Source organism: Campylobacter sp. RKI_CA19_01122, assembly GCF_025771325.1.
Taxonomy (GTDB): domain Bacteria; phylum Campylobacterota; class Campylobacteria; order Campylobacterales; family Campylobacteraceae; genus Campylobacter_D; species Campylobacter_D lari_D.
Genome location: NZ_JAKMPZ010000006.1, coordinates 92,572 through 113,135, shown reverse-complemented (window position 1 = coordinate 113,135; position 20,564 = coordinate 92,572). Strand labels below are relative to the sequence as shown.

Here is a 20,564-nt window from a genome sequence, read left to right as displayed (position 1 = left end):
CCTTTAAAGATGAAAATGATAAATTTGTTTTAGAAATATTATAAAGCTTATAAAAAGTAATTTTTAAGTAAAATTACTTTTTACTTTCAAAAGATTATTATCAAAAAGAGTATTTATGGCTAGCAAACAACTTTCACTCAAACATCTTAGTATGCCTATATTGCTAGAAATGTTTTTAAGATATTTTTCTTTGATTATCAACACCGTTATGGTTTCGCAATATTCTAACTTTTTAGTTGGAGCTATGGGTGCGGGTAATCAAGTAGCAGATTTATTTATCATTATTTTTAGTTTTTTAAGTGTGGGTTGTAGCGTAGTGATTGCTCAAGCTTTAGGGGCTAAAGATTACACTCTAGCAAGAAAGGCAATTCATCAAAGTTTATTTTTAAATGCTTTGCTTGGTTTTGTGTGCGGAAGTTTGATTTTATGGCATGGAGAGTTTTTGCTTTATCTTTTACAAATTCCAAATGAGCTTTTAAAAGATAGTGCGATTTACTTGCACATGCTTGGAATTTGTTTGTTTTTTGACGCTATGGGTATAGTTTTGGCTGCTATTATTAGGGTGTATAATATGGCTTATTGGGTTATGTTTACTACCTTATTGATGAATATTGTGATATTTATAGGAAATTTTTATGTATTACATTTTACAAAGTTAGAGCTTTTTGGGGTAGGGCTTAGTAATATACTTGGGCGTTTGGTAGCCTTTAGCATGCTTGTAGCAATACTTAGTTTTAAACTCAAAATTCATCTTAAAATCAAAGAGATGATAAGCCTTGAAAAAGCTGTGCTTAAAAAGATTTTTAATATCGGTGGTTTTGCAGCAGGAGAGCATTTGATATGGTTTATACAATACACCATAGCTTTTGCTTTTGTAGCAAGTTTGGGTAAAGAAAATTTAAGCGTTCAAACGATTTATTTTCAAATTTCTTTGCTCATCATGCTAGTAGGGCAAGCTATAAGCGTAGCCAATGAAATTATCATAGGTAAATTAGTCGGCGCAAAATACTTAAATGTGGCCTATAAACATACATGGATAGCTTTATATTTTAGCGTGGTAGCAAGTGCTTTTGTAGCTTTACTTAATTATGTTTTGCAAGATTTTACCATGGGTGTAGTAAAGCTTGAAGAGAGTTTAAAAGAGCTTATGATACCACTTTTTACTCTTTCAATTTTCTTAGAAATCTCAAGAACTTTTAATATAGTCATGGTGAATTCGCTAAGAGCAAGTGGCGATGCGAGATTTCCGTTTTTAAGTGGAGTGGTGTTTATGCTTGGGGTTTCTTTACCGGTTGGTTATGTGCTTTGTTTTTATGTTGGGCTTGGAATTTTAGGAGTTTGGATAGGTTTTTGTGCGGATGAGTTTTTACGTGGCATTGTAAATTCATATAGATGGAAAAGTAAAAAATGGCAAGGCAAAGCTCTAGTATAAAAGGAATTTTAGAATTTAAAGAATTTTGTTTTGCTTTTGAAAAGAAAAAACTTAAATATCTAAGACTTAGGATAGATAGAGATTTAAATTTCAAGCTTAGCATACCGCTATATTATGAGCAAAGAGATGTTTTAAGATTTTTAGAAAAAAATGAAAGTTGGATTAGAGCTAAAGAAAAAGAACTTTCTTTAAAAAAGGTAGTTATAGCAAGTGATGAGCTATATTTTTTAGGTAGAAAATACAAGTTAGTCTTTGATGAAAATTATAAAAAAGTATTTATTAAAAAAGGTAAAATCTTTGCAAAAAGTCAAAAAGCCTTAGATCTTTTCTTAAGGCGTAGTGCTAGAGTGATTTTTGAGTTTTATATAAAAAAATGGGAATTTGCTTTTGAAAGAAAGGTGCAAAGAATTTGCATTAAGGAAATGATTTCAAGATGGGGTTCTTGCAATCATCAAAAAGCATACATAAACTTAAATTTAAAACTCATGCAAAAACCTATAAAAGCTATAGAATATGTGATTTTACATGAACTTACACATTTAATCTACCCACATCATCAAAAAGAATTTTATGATTTTTTATATAAATTAATGCCTGATTATAAAGCAAGAGAAGTTTTTCTAAAAAGTCTTATTTTTTAAGTATATTTTTAAGCTTTCCTTAGAATTAAAATTGTTATATTTATATTTTTAAAAATTTAATTTTAAGGTTTTAAACTTGCTTTTAGAAATTACTTTTGATTATAAATCTAAAAATGATATTTTTGAGTATTTGTTAGCTTATTATGCTAAAGATTATGTGTATGATTATGAGCAAAAAGATGAAAAAATCATCATTAAGATTAAAGGCGAAAAAGATGAAATTCAAGCCTTTTGTTCTAATTTAGAAAATATTAGCCATAGTGTTTTTTTAAACAAATTTGACTTAAAAGTTATAGAAGAAGATTTTACACCTATAAAAAAAGAAAAAAACTTCACTAAAAGAAGTTTTTTAACAAGACTTAATGCAAATGCTTATACTAATGGCGAGCTTTTAGAAAATGAATGGGGTATTTTTGTAAAAGAAGAATTTAAAATAGAAGAAGATTTTATAAAAATCACTAAAGAAAATTTCTACGATAATTTAAAAAAAGCCTTGGAAAAATTAAAAAACAAAGAAAAAATGCATTTTAAAAGTCCAAAAGGAATATATGCTTTTGAAATTTTTAATGAAGCATTGGATGATTTTTTAATACCTTGCGACCCAAAACATATCAATGCATTTTTTTCTTGTAATAACGAGCAATTTAAAATCTTAGCAGGGATTGAAAAGCCTCTAATGAAGCTTAAATTTAATGCTATTTTTAGACAAAATCATCAATTAAATCATGAATATTTTAAAATCAAAATATATGATAATCTTTTCTTGTTTGCTTTATGTTTTGAACTTGAAAAAGAAGGAATTAAGTTTTTAAATTTTAAAAAGCTAGAACATTTTGAAGATGATTTTGAAGTAGCTTTAATCGAAAATGAACTAGTAGTTTGTAGGGGTTATGATTATATTTTAACCGAGTTTAAAAATTTGATTTTTCAAAAAGAGGATAAAAATTTCGCAAGAATTTCTTGTATATTGTCTGATTTTAAAGACAAAAAGCCTTTGCTTTTAGAACTTAGCAAAAGAAATGATGATATTATTTTACTTGATAAAGAAATCAATCTTTTAAAACTAAATTTACCAAAAAGCTTTGATGAGTTTTATGAAACTATAAGTCAAGATGATGTTGCTAAGAGATTATTAGCTAATTACGAAAAAGAATTTATTCTTGTGCGAAAAGAACTAAATATGGCTAATAATTTTTTTAATCTTTTTGGCATGGTAGGGATGATTTTAGAGCTTGGTGAGGATGAGAAAAAAGCAGCATTAGCACTTTTGGCCTTAGCTGATGAGAGTAAAATGGCAAAAGGTGTTAGGATAGACTTTAAGCTTAATGAGCAAAAAGAATTTGATTACACTAAAACCTTAAGAAGTGTGATGAGTTTTAAGCTTGCTGGAGTAGAAAATCAAATCATAGCCTTAGGTGTTGTTGAGAGTTTGGCGTATTTTTTAAGGGATTTATTTGATGATTTAAAGGCTAAAGAGCAAGTTGATTGTGCCGTGCTTAGTGGGAGCTTGTTTGAGCATAAAAGCCTTAGCAAAAATGTATTTAAACACATACCATTTTTTAAGTTAAGTGATGTCCCACTTTGGATATGAAATTCATATTAAAGGGCTAGTGCAAGGCGTTGGCTTTCGTCCTTTTGTTTTTAACATAGCTAAAGAGCTTAATTTAAAAGGTGAAGTTTATAATAATAGCTTAGGTGTTGTTGTAATCCTTGAGTGTAGCAATGATGATTTAAAAATTTTTAAAGAAAAACTTTTTGCTAATTTACCACCTTTAGCTAGGATAGATGATTTTAGCTTTTCTTATAAAAAACTTCAAAAAACTTATAATGAATTTATCATAAGTACTTCACAAGATAGTGAAAAATTTAGCCCGATTTTAAGTGATTTTGCTCTTTGTGAGGATTGTTATAATGAATTTTATGATGAGAAAAATCCGCGTTTTAAATATCCATTCATCACTTGTACAAATTGTGGACCAAGATTTTCTATTATAAAAAAACTCCCATATGATAGAGTTAATACGACTATGGATGAGTTTAAAATGTGTTCTTTTTGTCAAAGCGAGTATGAAGATCCTACTAATCGTCGTTTTCATGCCCAACCACTCTCATGCCCAAAATGTAAAATTACTATTTTTTTAAAAGATAAAAATCAAAATATTTTAGCCAAAGATGAAAAAGCTTTTATCTTGCTTGCAAAGCTTTTAGAAGAAGGTAAAATCATAGCTTTTAAAGGTATGGGTGGGTTTCATTTAATTTGTGATAGCACAAATGAAAATGCTATAAATGAACTTAGAATACGCAAAAATCGCCCTAAAAAGCCTTTTGCTATCATGGTAAAAGATCTTAAAATGGCTCAAGAATTAGCTTTTATTAATGAAGCTGAAGCAAAACTTTTAACTTCAAATTTAAAACCCATAGTTATTTTAAATAGCAAAAATATCCATAAAAGCTTAGCACCAGATACCAATAAAATAGGTATTATGTTAGCTTATATGGGAACGCATTTAATGCTTTTTGAACATTTTAAAAAACCTATCATTGCAACAAGTGCTAATCTAAGCTCACAAAGCATTATTTATGAAGAAACAAAACTTTTAGAGCAACTTAGTGATGTATTTGATTTTTATCTTGATTATGATAGAACAATACACAACTCAAGCGATGATAGCATTGCTCAAGTTATTAGCGAAAAAACTATGTTTTTAAGGACTTCAAGAGGCCTTAACCCACTTTATATCAATACAGCAAGTATTTTTAATACAAAAGAAAATATTCTAGCTCTAGGAAGTGAGTTAAAAAACGAATTTGCTTGTTTTTTTAAAAATCAAATTTTCATTTCTCCTTATATAGGCGATATGAAAAGTTTAGACATACAAGAGAGATTTTTTAAAATTTTAACTTTCTTTCAAAACTCTTATAAACTAAATTTTGATCAGATTTTAAGCGATAAGCACCCACAATTTAACTATGTAAAAGAATTTAGAGATTATAAAAATTTTCGCGTGCAACATCACTATGCACATTTGTGTGCTTGTTTATTTGAACACAAAATTTACAAAAATAATGTTTTAGCCTTTGTTTTTGATGGAACAGGTTATGGAGATGATGGAAAAATTTGGGGTGGGGAGATTTTTAGAGCGAGTTTAAAAAGCTATGAAAGGCTAAATCATTTTAAAAATTTCAAACTAATTAATGCAGATATTAAAAATATCGCAAATTTAGCTTTAGCTTTAATTTTTGATTTTAATTTAGAAAGCAAAGCTAGCGAGTTTTTAGCTAAATTTTCTCAAGTAAAATTAAATAATCTTAAAAAAATTCACACTCAAAGCTCTTTATATACGAGTTCTCTTGGTAGGATTATCGATGCTTTTGGCGCTTTTGCTTTTGATATACAAAAGCTTGATTATGAAGCACAAACTGGGCTTTTGATGGAAAAATATTATGATAAAAATCTTGATTATAGTTACAAATTTAACATCAAAGAAAAAGAAATTTGTTTTAAAAATGCTTTTTTGCAAGCTTTAGAAGATAAAGATAAAGTTAAAATTAGCACAGGTTTGCTTAATGGCATTGCAAATTTAATTATAGAATATTCAAAAGATTTTAAAGAAGAAGTGCTTTTATGTGGTGGGGTATTTCAAAATAAAACCTTGCTTGAAATTTTAGATCGAAAAAATTTTGCTTATAAAACTTCTTTACAATTTCCTTGTAATGATAGTTCTATTGCACTTGGGCAACTTGTGCATTATTTATCTTTAAAAACTTAATAAAACTCATATTTTTTTAATACTTTTTTATATACAATAAAATAAAAATATAAAGGAAAGATTATGTGTAAAGATTGCGGCTGTTCTATTAATGGACATGAACATCATCATGATCACCATCATGAAAATCCAGTTTTAAAAGATGAAAAAACTATTAATGTTATTAGTAAAATTTTATCAAAAAATGATCATCAAGCAGCTCATAATAGAGAGCATTTTAATGAGTATAATACTCTTTGTATTAATCTAATGAGTTCCCCAGGAAGCGGCAAAACAACGCTTTTAGAAGAAACTATAAAAACTTTAAAAGATGATTTAAAAATAGCTGTGGTTGAAGGAGATTTAGAAACCAATAATGATGCAAATCGCATTATTAAAGCAGGAGGTTTAGCTCATCAAATTACTACAGGACAAACTTGTCATTTAGATGCTTTTATGGTGCATGAAGCTTTACATCATTTTAAACTTAGCGAACTCGATATAGTTTTTGTTGAAAATGTGGGAAATTTGGTATGTCCTGCAAGTTATGATTTGGGTGAACATTTAAATGTAGTTTTACTTTCAGTAACAGAAGGTAGCGATAAGGTGGAAAAATATCCAGTGATGTTTAGAAAGGCTGATTTATTAGTCATTACTAAAGCCGATTTGGCTCAACATTTTGACTTTGATTTCAAAGCAGCTTCTATGGCAGCTAAAAGGCTAAATCCTAAAATAGATATTATGATTTTAGATAGTAAAACAAAAACAGGATTTGATCTTTGGATAAATTATCTAAAAATGAAAAAGGAGCTTAACTAATGTGTCTTTCTATACCTTCTAAAATTTTAGAAATTGATGAGCTAAATTCAGCCATAGTAGAAACTTTAGGGGTTAAAAGAAGAGTAAGTTTGGATTTAATAAGTGAGCCTTTAAAAGTAGGCGATTATGTGCTTATACATGTGGGTTTTGCTATGGAGAAAATCGACACTCAAGCTGCACAAGAGAGTTTAAAAATTTATGCTGATATAGCAGAGAAAATGCAAAATGGACAAATCGATGAAAATGAAGGCGATATGGGGCTAAAAAATGGATTTAATTAATGATTTTAGAGATAAAGAAAGAATTTTAACCCTAAAAGAACTTATTGCTTCTAAAATTACTAAGCCTATTAACATCATGGAAATTTGTGGTGGACATACGCATAGTATTATGAAATTTGGTTTGCCTGATTTATTGCCAAAAGAAATTAATTTTGTTCATGGCCCAGGCTGTCCTGTGTGTGTTATGCCAAGAGAGCGTATTGATGTGGCTTTAAAGCTTGCAAGTATGCCAAATACTATCTTTTGCGTATTAGGCGATATGCTTAAAGTGCCAGGAAGTTATGAAAGCTTAATTGATCTTAGAGCTAAAGGGGCTGATATTAGAGCACTTTATACACCTTTGGATGTGATAGATATAGCTTTAAAAAACCCTGAAAAAAATATAATCTTTTTTACCATAGGTTTTGAGACAACTACACCTATGAGTGGGGTGATTATAGAAAAAGGTATAGCTTTAAATTTAAAAAATTTATTTTTTCATATTAATCATGTGTTGGTTCCACCTGCAGTAGAAGCTATCATGCAAGATGAAAATGTAAAAATTGACGCCTTTTTAGGACCTTCCCATGTAAGCGTTATCACAGGATCAAACATTTATGAACCTATTGCTAAAAAATACAAAACTCCTATAGCAGTGAGTGGTTTTGAGCCAGTTGATATAATGCTTAGTGTGTTGAATATAGTAGAGCAAATGAATGCAAATACTTTTGAAGTTTATAATGAATATCACAGAGTAGTTAGCAAAGAAGGAAATTTAAAAGCTAAGGCTTTAGTGGAAAAATACTTTAAACCTTGTGATTTTGAATTTAGAGGTCTTGGAGTGATTGTAAATGGCGGGCTTTGTCTAAAAGATGAATTTGCACACTTAGATGCTAGCAAAGTGTTTGATTGTAAAGTACAAAGTAAAAACGAAAGCAAGGCTTGTATTTGTGGTCAAATTTTAAGAGGCTTAGCCAAGCCTTACGATTGTAAGGTGTTTGCAAAAGCTTGCACTCCAAAAAATCCCATAGGTAGCTGTATGGTTTCTAGTGAAGGAGCTTGCGCAGCTTATTATAAATACTATCAAGATAAGGCATAAAATGAAGCAAATTACTTTAGCCCATGGTGGCGGTGGCGAAGAAATGAATGCTTTGATAAGTGAAATTTTTTCTATTTTTGAAAATGATGTTTTAAAAGAAGCAAATGACGCTGCTATTTTAGATGATTTGGCTTTTAGTACTGATTCTTTTGTATTAAATCCTATCTTTTTAAAAGATATAAATATAGGAAAATTAGCAGTTTGTGGTAGCGTAAATGATGTATTAATGGTGGGAGCAAAACCACTATATTTATCATTAGCTTTAATTTTAGAAGAGGGTTTTGAGCTAGAAAAGTTAAAAATTATACTAAAATCTATAAAAGAAGAATGCGATAAAGCGGGAGTAAAGCTAGTTTGCGGGGATACTAAAGTTGTTCCTAAAAATAAAGGCGATGAAATATACATTAATACTTCATGTATAGGTAAAAATATACAAAAAATCAATACCAAAAACTTAAAAAGTGGTTGTAGTATCTTAGTTTCAAGGGATATTGGAGCTCATGGTTGTGCGGTTTTGGTTGAAAGAAATAATTTAGAGGCAAATATCCAAAGTGATTGTAAAAGCTTAAAAGATGAAGTTTTAACACTTTTAAATGCAAATATTTCCATAAAAGCAATGCGTGATGCTACGCGTGGTGGGCTTAGTGCAGTTTTAAATGAATGGACTAAATTAAGTAATTTAGAGCTTTTAATATTTGAAGAAAAAATCCCAGTTTGTGATGAAGTTTTAGGGGTTTGTGAGCTTTTTGGGTATGAGCCTTATGAGCTTGCAAATGAAGGAACTTTTATTATTTGTGTAGATAAAAAAGATGAACAAAAAGCATTAGAAATTTTAAAACAATTTAATACTAATGCAGCTATTATAGGTGAAATCACAGCTAATAAAAAAGCAAGAGTGGTTTTAGAAAATGCTTATGGAGCAAAACGCATTTTAGAAGCTCCAAAAGGCGAGCTTTTACCAAGAATTTGCTAATGCATGAGTTAAGTATTACAGAATCTTTGCTAGAACTTTGTGAAGAATATGCTCAAGGAAAAGTTATTGAAGAAGTGCATGTTAAAATAGGGCGTTTAAGTGGGATTGAACCTCCACTTTTGCAAAGAAGCTTTGAAACTTTTAAAGAAAATAGTCCCTTATGTAAGAATGCTAAATTTATTATACATATTCAAGAAGTAGTAGTTGAGTGTCAAAAATGCCATTTTAGTGGAGTGCTTGAAAATAATATCTTTTGGTGCCCAAAATGCGAAGATAAAGATTTAAAAATCATAGATGGGGAAGAGCTTTATCTTATGCAACTTGTTTTAAAAGAAAATAAGGATTTGGAAAATAATGACAAATAAGGAAATTATCTTAGGTGCGGGTTGTTTTTGGTGTACTCAAGCCGTGTTTGATGAAATCAAAGGCGTAGTTTATACAGAAGTAGGTTATAGCGGTGGTAAGCCAAATCCAAGTTATGAAAGCGTGATAAATGGTGATGGGAATATAGAAGTGGCTAAGATAATTTATGATGAAAAACAAATTTCATTAGAAAAAATCTTAGAAATTTTTCTCAAAATGCACGATCCAACAAGCTTAGATAAACAAGGAGCTGATGAAGGAACGCAGTATAGATCAGTTATTTTTTATCAAACTAATGAGGAGTTAAAAATTATTAGCAATTTTTTACAAAAAGCACAAAAATATTACGCTAAAGCCATAGTTACGCAAGTTTTAAAACTAGAAAAATTTTATAAGGCTGAAAATTATCATCAAAAATATTTTAAAAATAATCCTAGTCAAGCTTATTGTAGATTTGTTATTGCTCCAAAATTAGAAAAGGTTAATTGCTAATATTGTTTTTAAGTATTTTTGCAGTTAGATTTAAAAGCCTTTTACAGGCTTTTAAAATTTAGTGGCAACCACAACCACCACATCCACAACTTTGACTAAAGAAATTTTCTAAAGCTTGCATATTAGGAAGTTCTGTTACTTCATTTACTAATTCTTTATAAGCAACTACACCATCTTTAATTACAAACACTGCTCTAGCTAAAATTCCCTCAAGCGGACCATCAGCCATTAAAACACCATATTTTTCACCAAATTCTTTAGAAACAAAATCACTCGCGACAGTTAAATTATCTATACCTTCAGTTGAGCAAAAACGACCCATAGCAAATGGTAAGTCCATACTAACTACGATTACTTCTACACCACTTGCTGCTGCTTTTTTATTAAATTCTCTAGCTTCAGTTGCACATACTGGAGTATCAAGGCTTGGTACGCTGATAATAATTTGAGTTTTACCTTTTGGAGCAATTTCAACACCTGAAAGATCTTTGGCTTTTAAAGTGATATTTGGAGCTATGTCGCCAACTTGGATGTTGTTTCCTTTTAAATTTACTTTATTTCCTTTGAATAATACACTATTCATTTTTTCTCCTTGAATGATTTTTATTAATCATAATATAAAAAGATTAATAAAGTCTTATTTTTATTCTTCTTTGCACATACCTGCTTCGATTAGAAAACACGAGGGTTGATAATTGCTTTTTTTAATCTTATCATATTTTGCATAGCTTAAGTATAAAGTATCTTTAGCTCTAGTTACAGCTACATAAAAAAGCCTTCTTTCTTCTTCTAAACTTCCGCCCATGCTCATGAGTTTTTGGTTGGGAAATCTTCCTTGTGCAAGATCAATTATAAATACAAGTTCAAACTCAAGCCCCTTACTTGCATGTATACTTAAAAGATTAACCCCACTACCACTACTCATTTCACTAGCACCAAGAGTAAGAAAGTTATAGTATTTATAATTATCACTATAATTTTTAGCAAGTTCTTTTAATACAAACATTTTCGCGTTGATTTTTTCTAAAATTTCATTTTTTTTATTTAAATCAACATTGGAATTTTTATTAGTCGCTCTTTTAGTTGCCAAAATATCACAAATTTCTTTAAAATAATCATTTTCTAAAATCAAATCTACAAGCTGGGTCGAGATTTTACACTCACTTGCTTTTTTAATAAAAAGATAAATTTTTTCAAGATTTTTTGCACAAAGCTCGTTGATTTTGGGTAAGCTTAAAATAGGGTGGGTGTTAAATTCGCTTTCTAAGTTAAATCTTGAAGGCGAGGCTAGCTCCTCAATATCATCAAAAAGTCCTAGTTGGTAACTTTGTTTTTTGTATTTTTTTAAATTTACGCTACTATCAGGATTTAAAAAGCCTTTAATTAAACTAGAATGTCCTAATTTTAATAAAGCATCAAAAATATCTTTTGCCAAAACCCCACCAACTCCTTTGGTGTATTCAAGTAAATGTATAAAAGCCATGATATCTTTTGGATTAAGCACGATTGCAAGCATAGAGCAAAAGTTTTTAACTTCCAAGCTTTCAAAAAAACTTCCTCCACCTTTTCTTTTGCTTGCTATGCCAAGTTCTCTTAAGGCTACTTCTACTCCATCTGCACTAGAATTGTTTCTAAAAATCACAGCAATTTCATCAAGATTAACCCCGCTTTGTAAGATTATTTTTGCTATGGTAGAGTATTGATCAAATAATTCATTAAAAGTTAGCAAACTTGGCGCTTTAAAATCTCCTTCTCTAGTTACAATTAATTCTTTAGGATATAATCTTTCATTGTTTAAAATAACCTTATTAGCTAACGCAAGTATATTTTTACTAGAACGATAGTTTTTATTTAAAGTAAAAATATTTGCATCGACAAATCTATCTTTAAAACTTCCTATAATAGAAATATCAGCCCCATTAAAAGCATAAATACTTTGATCATAATCACCCACACAAAACAAACTTTTACTTTTAAAAGCATCAATTAACGAGCCTTGCAAGGTGTTAGTATCTTGGTATTCATCTACTAAAATCTCATCAAATTCAAAATGATGTGAAGCTAAAACATGTTTTAATTTGATCAATAAATCATTAAAATCCACATAGTTAAAACGCATTTTTTCTTCTTCGTATTCTTTTAAAATATCTTCATAAATTTCAGCATAAACAGCTTGTTCATCGTAATTTTGACAAAACCAATTATAAAATTCATCTAAGTTTGCATTAGTATTTTGAAATAAAGAATACACATCATACAAATAGCTTGGCATATAAGGTTTAGTATCGCTTAAATGATGAAAAGTGCGTTTTTCAAAAATAGAACGCAAAAGAATTTTAAGCTCACTCGCAGGTTTTAAAATAATATCGTGATTTAACTCTTTAAGTAGAGAATAAGCAGTACTATGAAAAGTTCCTGCTGTGATTTTTGAAGTAATGCTTTTATCAAAATACCTACTAAGTCTTTCTATCATCTCTTTACTAGCTTTGTTTGTAAAGGTTAGAAGCATAATTTTTTCAGGCTTTATACCATTTTGAAGTAAAAAAGCTATTCTTGCAACTATAGTTGAAGTTTTACCCGTGCCTGCACTTGCTATAATTAGATTATGTCCAAAAGGAGCACTAGCGGCTTTATATTGTTCTTCATTTAAACGCGATAAGGGCATGAATTTCCTAGTTTAAAATTATATTTTGTATATCATTAAAATAAAAATGATTAACACCATCTTTATATTCATAATAAAGCGTGAGTTTATGAGAATCTAAAATAGTCTTAACAATGTATAATCCAAGTCCAAAACTATCTTTATTTTTCTTGCCTTGCGTAAAGGCTTGAGTATAGTATTTCAAGTCTTTATCTAAGGCTTTTCCTTTGTTTTTAAAGCAAAGATAATCTTTAGTTATTTCTATAGTAACGCAATTTTCATCAGAGTATTTTGTCGCATTATCTATCATATTTTTCATTGCAGTGGTAAAAAGTTTAAAATCTACATTAACACTAAAACTTTCTTTTATACTAATTTTTACCTTTTCATCATCACTCATAGCTATATCTTTAGCTTCATCTAAAAGATCTAAGATATTGTATTTTTTTAAATTAATCAAACCAGCACCCGAAGTAATTTGCTCAATGGCTGCAAATTCATTAATCAAAATCTCTAAACGATTAAAAGCACCCACTAATCTTTCTTTATATTTGCTATCTTCAAGCATTTCTAAAGTAATTAAACCTTTAGTAATTGGGGTTTTTAGCTCATGCATAATATTTCTTAAGAAAAACTGCCTTGAAGTATTTAGTTTTTGAATTCTTAAAATAGACTCATAAAAGGCTGTTGCTACTTGAGAAATTTCATCATTGCCTTTACTGACATTTTGAATTTCATTGAGTTTGTTTTCGCCAAATTTATCTATTTGTCTTTTTAAAGCTCTAAGTGGTTTTAATTTTCTAATGATAAAAATATATAAAATCAATAAAACCATTACCACTATACTAGCAATAAGCTTAATCACAAAATAACGATAACCTTGATATTCTAAATCTTTGTACAAATAAAGCTTACCATCAAAAATGATTTTTAAATACACATTATCTTCTAAAGTAATGATTTCAACTACACCTGTGCTAGTTTGAGCCCGTGCTATAGTTTCAGCTTTATAGATAATTTGTCTTATGGCTGATGGAGTTGTTAATTCTATCATTTTGTAATTTTTTGTTTGCTCATAAAATTCTCTTTCACTAATCACATGATTAAAATATAATAATCTTGCATTAGCTATAAAAGAATATTTTGCATTAAGCTCATTAGTGTAATTTTGTTGATCATATTTTATAAGCCATAAAAAAGCTAAAATTACACTAACGCTTGCAAGTAAAAAAACAAAGGTTATAGTATAAAAAATTGATGATTTATTCATTGAGTTAATTTATATCCTATACCTCTGATTGAATGAATGTATTTTGGAGTTTTAGGATCATCTCCGATTTTTTGTCTGATTCTACTAATGATTACATCTATACTTTTATTACTAGAATCTTCACTAATAGAGCTACAATTATACACAAGCTCTTCGCGGCTTACCACTCCACCTTCTTTTTTAATTAAATAACTCAAAATATCAAATTCAGCATTAGTAAAGCTAATTTCTTGATCTTTCATAGTGATAGTATGTTTATATTTATCATATACAAGATCTTTTTTAACTTGAGCTTGAGCAGTTTTTGTGTTTGAAATTCTTCTTAAATGACTTTTAATTCTTGCTTGAAGTTCTTGAGGATTATATGGTTTTGGTAAATAATCATCTGCACCCAAATCAAGCGCTGCAACCTTATCGCTAATATCATGCCTTGCACTTGAAATGATAATAGGTGTATCATATTTTTTACGAATTTCCTCGCATACTTCAAGTCCATCAAGTCCAGGTAAGCTTAAATCCAAAATGATTAAATCATAAGGATTTAAAGCAAGTCTTGAAAGACCTATATAAGGCTCATGAGCAATATCTACTTTCATATCAAATTGCTCTAAATATTCAGCTATAATCTCTGCTAATTCTAAATCATCTTCTATCATTAAAATATTTGTCATTTTTTTCCTTTCTTAAAAAAGTAAAGCTCTTACAAATCCGCCTCTATTAATCCAAATTTTAACATACTCTTTACCTTTATTTAATTCTAAAGCCTTAGATAATTCTTTAAAATTTGAAATTTCATACTGATCAACACCTATGATAATATCACCTTGCTCAAAACCTATTTTTTCAGCTTTTGATTTTGGAGTAACTTCGGTAATTAAAATACCACTAATACTTTCAGGTATGCGGTATTGCTGTCTATTCTTAGAGTCAAGTTCCACTAATTTTAGACCATCAATATAACCTTTTTCATATTGTAGCGACTTTTCATCTGTTTTTAACATAAATTTAGCTGTTTTGACTTTATTATCTCTTTCATAAGTTACTTCTACTGCTTGTTTTGGATCAATACTTCCTATGTAGTTTTTTAAATCCATAGGGCTTTTAATCACAGTTTTATCTACTTTTATAATCAAATCTCCTCTTTTTAACCCTGCATTATAAGCTGCTGAATCTTTTTGTACTTCAGTGATTAAAGCACCTTCTTGATTAGTATAGGCTTTTTTAATATCTTGAGTTAAAGCTCCTATGACTACGCCTAAATATCCTCTTTCAATTTTTCCATGCTCAATAAGTTTTTGTGCAATAGATTTTGCCATATTAGAAGGGATTGCAAAACCTATGCCATTATTTCCACCACTTCTTGAAAGTATGGCTGAATTTATCCCAACTAAAGCTCCTCTACTATCTACCAAAGCTCCGCCTGAATTTCCAGGATTAATAGAAGCATCAGTTTGGATGAAATTTTCATATTGATTTAGACCTATATTGTTTTTATTTAAGGCCGAAATAATCCCACTTGTAACACTACTTCCAACACCAAAAGGATTACCCAAAGCAAACACTACATCACCTTCTAGTAATTTATCTGAATCAGCAAAAACTACTGCGGGTAAGTTTTTTGCTTCTATTTTTATCACTGCTAAATCTGTTTTAGGATCAGCACCGATTAATTTAGCTTTATATTCAGTGCTAGAATCAGGTAAATTTACAGTGATTTTTTCAGCATCTTCTATAACATGATTATTTGTTATAATATAACCATCGCTTGAAATAATTACACCAGAACCTAATGAGCTTACAACTTCTTTATTTTTTTTATTTTTTGGAGCTTGTGGGAAATCAAAACCAAAAAATTGTCTAAAATAAGGGTCATTGAAAAAATCATCAATTCCAAATGAACTACTTTGAACAGTTTTAGAAGTTGAGATATTTACAACTGAATTTTTAACTTTTTGTATGGAATCATGATAAGAAAGTATAGTATTTTGATTATCAGTTGGTAAAGTTCTTTTTACATTATCATCTGCTTGTTTAAAATCAATACTAGCACTAAAAAGACTAGTTGCCAATGCCAAAGAAAGAATCATAGTTTTTTTCATGTTTTATCCTTTGTAAAATCATTTAATGCAAGTATAAAATTTTATTTTTACACAATTGTAAATAAAACCTTTAGTTTTAAAACTTATAAAAGTTGATTGACTAAGACTAAAGTTTTTGATATAATCTTATAAAAAATTAAGGAATAATAAAAATGAGTAATAGTTTATATGAAACACTAGGAGTTTCGCAAAACGCTAGTGCAGATGAGATAAAAAAAGCTTATAGAAAATTAGCAAGACAATATCATCCCGATATTAACAAAGAAAATGGTGCTGAGGAAAAATTTAAAGAAATTAACGCCGCTTATGAAATTTTAAGTGATGAGAAAAAAAGAGCTCAGTATGATAGATATGGCGATTCTATGTTTGGCGGGCAAAGTTTTCATGATTTTTCAAGAAATGCAGGTGGAGCTGACATCAATGATATTTTAAAAAATATTTTTGGTGGAGGCTTTGGAGGATTTAGTGGCGGTTTTAGTTCTAGTAATAATTTTAGAAGTGGCTTTGGGGGATTTGGAGGATTTGAAGAAGATTTAGACTTGCAAGCAAGTGTTAAAATTCCTTTTGAAAAAGGAATTTTAGGTGGTGAGCATTTGGTAAATATAAATAACGAGCAAGTTAAAATCAAAATTCCACATGGCATAAAAGATGGCGAAAAGCTACGCATACGAGGTAAAGGAAAAAGCTTTCAAGGGCAAAGAGGGGATTTGATTTTAAAAGTTGAACTTGAAAAAAGCGATGAATATGAAAGAGAAGATGATGATTTGTACAAAAAGGTTGAAATTAGCTTAAAAACAGCGCTTTTTGGAGATAAAATCAGTGTGCATACCCCAAGAAAAGAAGTTAAAATTACCATACCACCAAATTCTAAAAACAATCAAAAAATTAGACTTAAAGGCTATGGAGTGCAAAATAGAAAAACAGATCTTTATGGGGATATGTATTTAATTTTAAATGTAAAAATACCTGATATTAATAGCCTTGATCCTGAATTTGTAAAAATTTTAGAAGAAAAATTACCTTGAAAGGAGTGAGTAATGGAGCATAGTTATGATGAACCGGTGTATCTTATAAGTGTTGTTGCAAAAGTTTTAAGTATACACCCACAAACTCTAAGACAATACGAAAAAGAAGGTTTAGTTGAGCCAAGTAGAACCGATGGTAAAATGAGGCTTTATTCTCAAAAAGATATAGATAGAATCAAAATGATTTTACGCTTAACAAGAGATCTTGGGGTTAATTTAGCTGGTGTTGATGTGATTTTAAAACTAAAAACAAAAATTGATGAGTTTGAAAACACTATTGAAGAGTTAAGATTAGAACTTGATAGAAGAGATAATCCTTCAAAATCAAGAGCAGTAGTTAAACATAGAAGTAATTTTGATTTAATTTTTTTAGAAAAAATAAAATAATAAAAACATTACAAAAGGTTGGTGAGTGGATGCTTTTATAACTTTATTTTTAACCGCAGTAGCAGTTGCTGTCATACTTAATGTCATACTTAAAAAATTTGGTATTCCAACTATTATAGGTTATATAGCTACAGGTTTATTTGTGCGTGAATTTTATGGTTTTAGCACTAATGAATTTGTTATACATGTAGCTGAATTTGGCATAGTTTTTTTAATGTTTACCATAGGGCTTGAATTTTCATTTAAACATCTTTTGGCAATGAAAAAAGAAGTATTTTTAAATGGAAGTTTGCAAATGCTAACTTGTGGTTTGGTTTGTACTTTACTTGTAACTTATATTTTAGGTATAGCAAGCCATATCGCAATGATAGCAGGTTTTGCTCTAGCCTTATCTTCCACTGCTATAGTTTTAAAAATACTTAATGATAATGGCGATATCAACGAAGAATACGGCAGAAAAGCTTTAGGAATTTTACTTTTTCAAGATATTGCTGTGATACCACTGCTATTAATGATTGATATATTTAGTTCTCAAAATGCTGATATTTCAAAACTTTTACTTACAACTTTAGTCAGTGCTGTGATTTTACTTGTTTTGCTTTATTTTATAGGCAAATACCTTTTTACTTATGTTTTAAAATTCATCATTAAAACTAATGCAAATGAAATTTTCATCGCTACCATACTTTTTACCGTAATAGGAGCGAGTTTTTTGGCTCATTCTTTTGGTTTTTCATACTCACTTGGAGCATTCATAGCTGGAGCCTTGATAGCTGAAACTAAATATAAACATAAAATAGAAGCAGATTTGGTTCCTTTTAGAGATTTGCTTTTAGGATTTTTCTTTATCAGTGTTGGTTTGCAAATTGATTTTCATATAGTTTTTGAAAATTGGTTTTTGATTTTTGTTTTTGTAAGCTTGGTTTTATTGATAAAATTTGTAGTAATCTATGGTCTTTTAATTCTTTATACAAGAAAAAGAGTAGCGTTAAAAACCGCTTTGAGTATTTCTCAAATTGGAGAATTTGCGCTAGCAGTATTTTCATTAATGCAAGTAAATTCACTTATAGATGAAAAAACAGCACAAATTTTTATTATAGTTTCTATCGTCACTATGGTTGCAACGCCTTTTATTTTAAATAATCTTAGAAAAATAGCCAACGCAGCCGAAGGCGAGCAAAATGATATGGCTAAATTTTATTTATGTGATCAAAAAATGAAAGATCATTTTATCATTTTTGGTTATACAAGATTAGGTCAAGAAGTGGTGCAAAAGATCAAAAAAACAGGTATTCCATATTTGGTTTTAGAAAGTGATTTAAATTTAGTTGAACTTGGCCGCAGTAGAAATGAAAATATCTTTTTTGCAAATGTAGCCCAAGTAGAAACATTAAAAGTAGCAAATATAGAAGAATGCTCAGTTGCTATTATAACTATAAGTAATGAAGCTAAGCTTGATATGCTCTATCAAGTGCTTTCTAGCTTTAACAAACCCATACAAACGGTTTTAAAAACAAGTGGTACAGGTGCTAAGATCATTTTCCCACATACTGATAAACATTTACACATTGTAGATGCTGAAGCTTCAATAGCAAGAAATTTAGTACAAGAAGCATTACAATGTAGAATCAATACAAGTGCAGCAGAATGAAAAATGATGAAAAAGCTTTAAGAGTAAAATATGTAAGAGCTTTAGAAAAATTTACTAATTCTGCTGTGAGTGCTTTAAAAAGAGAAGATTTTGATTTAACTCTTTTTAGGAAAAGAATGCAAAAAAATGCTAAAATCTTTGAGAAAATTCAAGCAGTGTTTTTAGATTCTACTTATACTAAGGCTTTGGAGATTTTTGTAAATGAGTGTTTAGATGAAAGTTTGGACCAAAAAACCTTAGCTTCAAAAGCCAATGCCTTATATAAGCTAAAAAATAATCAAAGTTATAAAAAAGACAAACATAAAATTAAATTTAAGGATGAATATTGATAAATGTAATTTTTGATATGGATGGCACGCTTATAGATAGTGCTAATGCTATAGTATGTGCGGTAAATGAAATAAGAGCGGATTTAAATTTAGAACCTTTAAAAAGAGAGTTTATTTTAGATACTATCAATACTCCTGGGCAAAATTATGCTAAGATTTTTTACGGGGTTGATACTTACTCACATACTAGCTTTAAAGAAGGTTATGAGAAGTATTTTATTAAGCATTATGATCAAAGCGTGGTGCTTTTTGATGGTGTGCTTGAGGTTTTGGAATTTTGTAAAAAAAATGATTGCTATTTAGCTATAGCCACAAATGCACCTCAAGAAAGCTTGGTACCTATTTTAAAAAAACAAAACATTCTTTCATATTTTGATAAAATATTAGGTGTTAGTTATGGTATAGAAGCTAAGCCTGATCCTATGATGCTAAGATTAATCGCAGATGAAGCAAAATATGAAAAAAGTATTTTCATAGGCGATAGCTTAAAAGACAGACTTTGTGCTAAAAATGCTAAGATGGATTATATACATATTTCTTGGCAAAAAGAAATTAAAGACTTAGATGAAGCTAACGATAAAACTACTTTAATAGAAAAAATTCAAACTTACATAAAAGGTTAAAAATGGATATTTTTGATGAAATGTTTGCAAAAAGCCCTAAAGAAAAATTTATCGAAACAATAAAATATGCAAATTTAGGTGCATTAGAAAATGTTTTAGAAAAATTATTAGCCGATCATATCGCTATGATAGAGCTTTTAGAAAAAAATAATTTAAATGAAAATGATGTAGCACAATTTCAAATGGAAAATTCACTCTTAATAGATGAGAGAAAAAATGATTTTTATATAGGCTTAAGTGCTGAAATTTTAGGGCATGAGGGTTGATTTTGCGTTTATTTTTATCTTTATTTTTGATGTTTAATTTTTTAAAAGCTGAAGTATTTTTTGATTATACTTATAAATTTACCTTAAGTAAAGATGAAAAAGCAAGTGTAAAAATAAAAGAAATTGATTATCCTGATGAGATTTATTATTTTGATTTTTCATGGACTTTATTTGATCAAACTAATATCATCGTTCATTCAAGGTATAAAAAATACCCTAGGCAATTTGTGATGTCTTTAAGAAGAAATTTAAATTGGGTAGATCAAACTTTAGTGCCTGATTATAAAAATCCACACATAGATAGAGCAAGATTAATACTTGAATTTAGTGATTTTAAAAAAAGTGAGGCTATTTTCACTATCTACATAGAAGATAGAGATAAAAGATTAGAAGTGGAATTTTTAGATCCTAGAAAAGTCACTCTTAATCAAAACTAAAGTAA

The 20,564-nt window shown here is 29.1% G+C and carries 22 protein-coding genes; 17 read left to right on the top strand and 5 right to left on the bottom strand.

Annotated elements, in window-relative coordinates:
- Positions 1–115: 115 nt before the first annotated feature.
- The 10 genes from L8U37_RS04895 to msrA all read left to right on the top strand — a co-directional run bounded on the left by L8U37_RS04895 (position 116) and on the right by msrA (position 9,828).
- Positions 116–1,432: an MATE family efflux transporter gene (locus L8U37_RS04895; protein ID WP_263728727.1), complete on the top strand. Its 1,317-nt coding sequence runs from the start codon at positions 116–118 to the stop codon at positions 1,430–1,432.
- Positions 1,408–2,073 carry a M48 family metallopeptidase gene (locus L8U37_RS04890; protein WP_263728726.1) on the top strand — a complete coding sequence of 222 codons (666 nt, stop codon included), beginning with the start codon at positions 1,408–1,410 and terminating at the stop codon, positions 2,071–2,073. Before L8U37_RS04895 ends, L8U37_RS04890 begins: the two co-directional genes overlap by 25 nt.
- 76 nt (positions 2,074–2,149) lie before the next feature.
- A complete protein-coding gene (locus tag L8U37_RS04885; protein ID WP_263728725.1) occupies positions 2,150–3,664 on the top strand; it encodes a hypothetical protein in 1,515 nt (504 codons plus the stop codon).
- On the top strand, positions 3,645–5,843 hold the full coding sequence (hypF, locus tag L8U37_RS04880; RefSeq protein WP_263728724.1) for a carbamoyltransferase HypF: 2,199 nt from the start codon (positions 3,645–3,647) through the stop codon (positions 5,841–5,843). The genes L8U37_RS04885 and hypF overlap by 20 nt, the downstream gene beginning before the upstream one ends.
- Positions 5,844–5,906: 63 nt before the next feature.
- Positions 5,907–6,641, top strand: a complete 735-nt coding sequence (gene hypB, locus L8U37_RS04875) for a hydrogenase nickel incorporation protein HypB (protein ID WP_261530076.1) — start codon at positions 5,907–5,909, stop codon at positions 6,639–6,641.
- Complete coding sequence (locus tag L8U37_RS04870; RefSeq protein ID WP_012661500.1) at positions 6,641–6,922, top strand: HypC/HybG/HupF family hydrogenase formation chaperone; 282 nt, start codon at positions 6,641–6,643, stop codon at positions 6,920–6,922. Before hypB ends, L8U37_RS04870 begins: the two co-directional genes overlap by 1 nt.
- Positions 6,909–8,000 (top strand): hydrogenase formation protein HypD, encoded by a 1,092-nt coding sequence (gene hypD, locus L8U37_RS04865; protein WP_263728723.1) that lies wholly within the window; start codon positions 6,909–6,911, stop codon positions 7,998–8,000. Before L8U37_RS04870 ends, hypD begins: the two co-directional genes overlap by 14 nt.
- 1 nt (position 8,001) lies before the next feature.
- Positions 8,002–8,973, top strand: a complete 972-nt coding sequence (gene hypE, locus L8U37_RS04860) for a hydrogenase expression/formation protein HypE (RefSeq protein ID WP_220567193.1) — start codon at positions 8,002–8,004, stop codon at positions 8,971–8,973.
- A complete protein-coding gene (locus L8U37_RS04855; RefSeq protein WP_220567194.1) occupies positions 8,973–9,338 on the top strand; it encodes a hydrogenase maturation nickel metallochaperone HypA in 366 nt (121 codons plus the stop codon). The genes hypE and L8U37_RS04855 overlap by 1 nt, the downstream gene beginning before the upstream one ends.
- Positions 9,328–9,828, top strand: coding sequence for a peptide-methionine (S)-S-oxide reductase MsrA (gene msrA, locus L8U37_RS04850; protein ID WP_220567195.1), 501 nt, complete (start codon positions 9,328–9,330; stop codon positions 9,826–9,828). The genes L8U37_RS04855 and msrA overlap by 11 nt, the downstream gene beginning before the upstream one ends.
- 58 nt (positions 9,829–9,886) lie before the next feature.
- On the opposite strand, the gene tpx is transcribed toward msrA, so the two are convergent.
- Genes tpx through L8U37_RS04825 form a run of 5 tightly spaced genes read right to left on the bottom strand, consistent with a single transcriptional unit; the run spans position 9,887 to position 15,841 of the window.
- Positions 9,887–10,411 (bottom strand): thiol peroxidase, encoded by a 525-nt coding sequence (tpx, locus tag L8U37_RS04845; protein WP_263665710.1) that lies wholly within the window; start codon positions 10,409–10,411, stop codon positions 9,887–9,889.
- Positions 10,412–10,471: 60 nt separating this feature from the next.
- A complete protein-coding gene (locus tag L8U37_RS04840) occupies positions 10,472–12,493 on the bottom strand; it encodes an ATP-dependent helicase (RefSeq protein WP_263666537.1) in 2,022 nt (673 codons plus the stop codon).
- A gap of 7 nt (positions 12,494–12,500) precedes the next feature.
- Complete coding sequence (locus tag L8U37_RS04835; protein ID WP_263728721.1) at positions 12,501–13,742, bottom strand: ArsS family sensor histidine kinase; 1,242 nt, start codon at positions 13,740–13,742, stop codon at positions 12,501–12,503.
- A complete protein-coding gene (locus tag L8U37_RS04830; protein WP_039626094.1) occupies positions 13,739–14,413 on the bottom strand; it encodes a response regulator transcription factor in 675 nt (224 codons plus the stop codon). The genes L8U37_RS04835 and L8U37_RS04830 overlap by 4 nt, the downstream gene beginning before the upstream one ends.
- Before the next feature lie 12 nt (positions 14,414–14,425).
- A complete protein-coding gene (locus L8U37_RS04825) occupies positions 14,426–15,841 on the bottom strand; it encodes a DegQ family serine endoprotease (RefSeq protein ID WP_133318880.1) in 1,416 nt (471 codons plus the stop codon).
- Positions 15,842–15,993: 152 nt separating this feature from the next.
- Between L8U37_RS04825 and L8U37_RS04820 the strand changes: the two genes are divergently transcribed.
- Genes L8U37_RS04820 through L8U37_RS04790 form a run of 7 tightly spaced genes read left to right on the top strand, consistent with a single transcriptional unit; the run spans position 15,994 to position 20,559 of the window.
- On the top strand, positions 15,994–16,866 hold the full coding sequence (locus tag L8U37_RS04820; protein ID WP_263659850.1) for a J domain-containing protein: 873 nt from the start codon (positions 15,994–15,996) through the stop codon (positions 16,864–16,866).
- A 12-nt stretch (positions 16,867–16,878) separates the two neighbouring features.
- Positions 16,879–17,253 (top strand): heat shock protein transcriptional repressor HspR, encoded by a 375-nt coding sequence (locus L8U37_RS04815; protein WP_039668403.1) that lies wholly within the window; start codon positions 16,879–16,881, stop codon positions 17,251–17,253.
- Between the two features lie 25 nt (positions 17,254–17,278).
- Entirely contained in the window at positions 17,279–18,904 is a 1,626-nt protein-coding gene (locus tag L8U37_RS04810) for a cation:proton antiporter (RefSeq protein ID WP_133318882.1), read from the top strand.
- Complete coding sequence (locus L8U37_RS04805) at positions 18,901–19,233, top strand: hypothetical protein (RefSeq protein WP_263728720.1); 333 nt, start codon at positions 18,901–18,903, stop codon at positions 19,231–19,233. Before L8U37_RS04810 ends, L8U37_RS04805 begins: the two co-directional genes overlap by 4 nt.
- A complete protein-coding gene (locus L8U37_RS04800) occupies positions 19,230–19,856 on the top strand; it encodes an HAD family hydrolase (protein ID WP_263659848.1) in 627 nt (208 codons plus the stop codon). Before L8U37_RS04805 ends, L8U37_RS04800 begins: the two co-directional genes overlap by 4 nt.
- A 2-nt stretch (positions 19,857–19,858) precedes the next feature.
- Positions 19,859–20,122: a DUF2018 family protein gene (locus tag L8U37_RS04795; RefSeq protein WP_258107334.1), complete on the top strand. Its 264-nt coding sequence runs from the start codon at positions 19,859–19,861 to the stop codon at positions 20,120–20,122.
- 29 nt (positions 20,123–20,151) lie between these two features.
- Positions 20,152–20,559 (top strand): exporting protein, encoded by a 408-nt coding sequence (locus L8U37_RS04790; RefSeq protein WP_263662481.1) that lies wholly within the window; start codon positions 20,152–20,154, stop codon positions 20,557–20,559.
- Positions 20,560–20,564 lie beyond the last annotated feature (5 nt).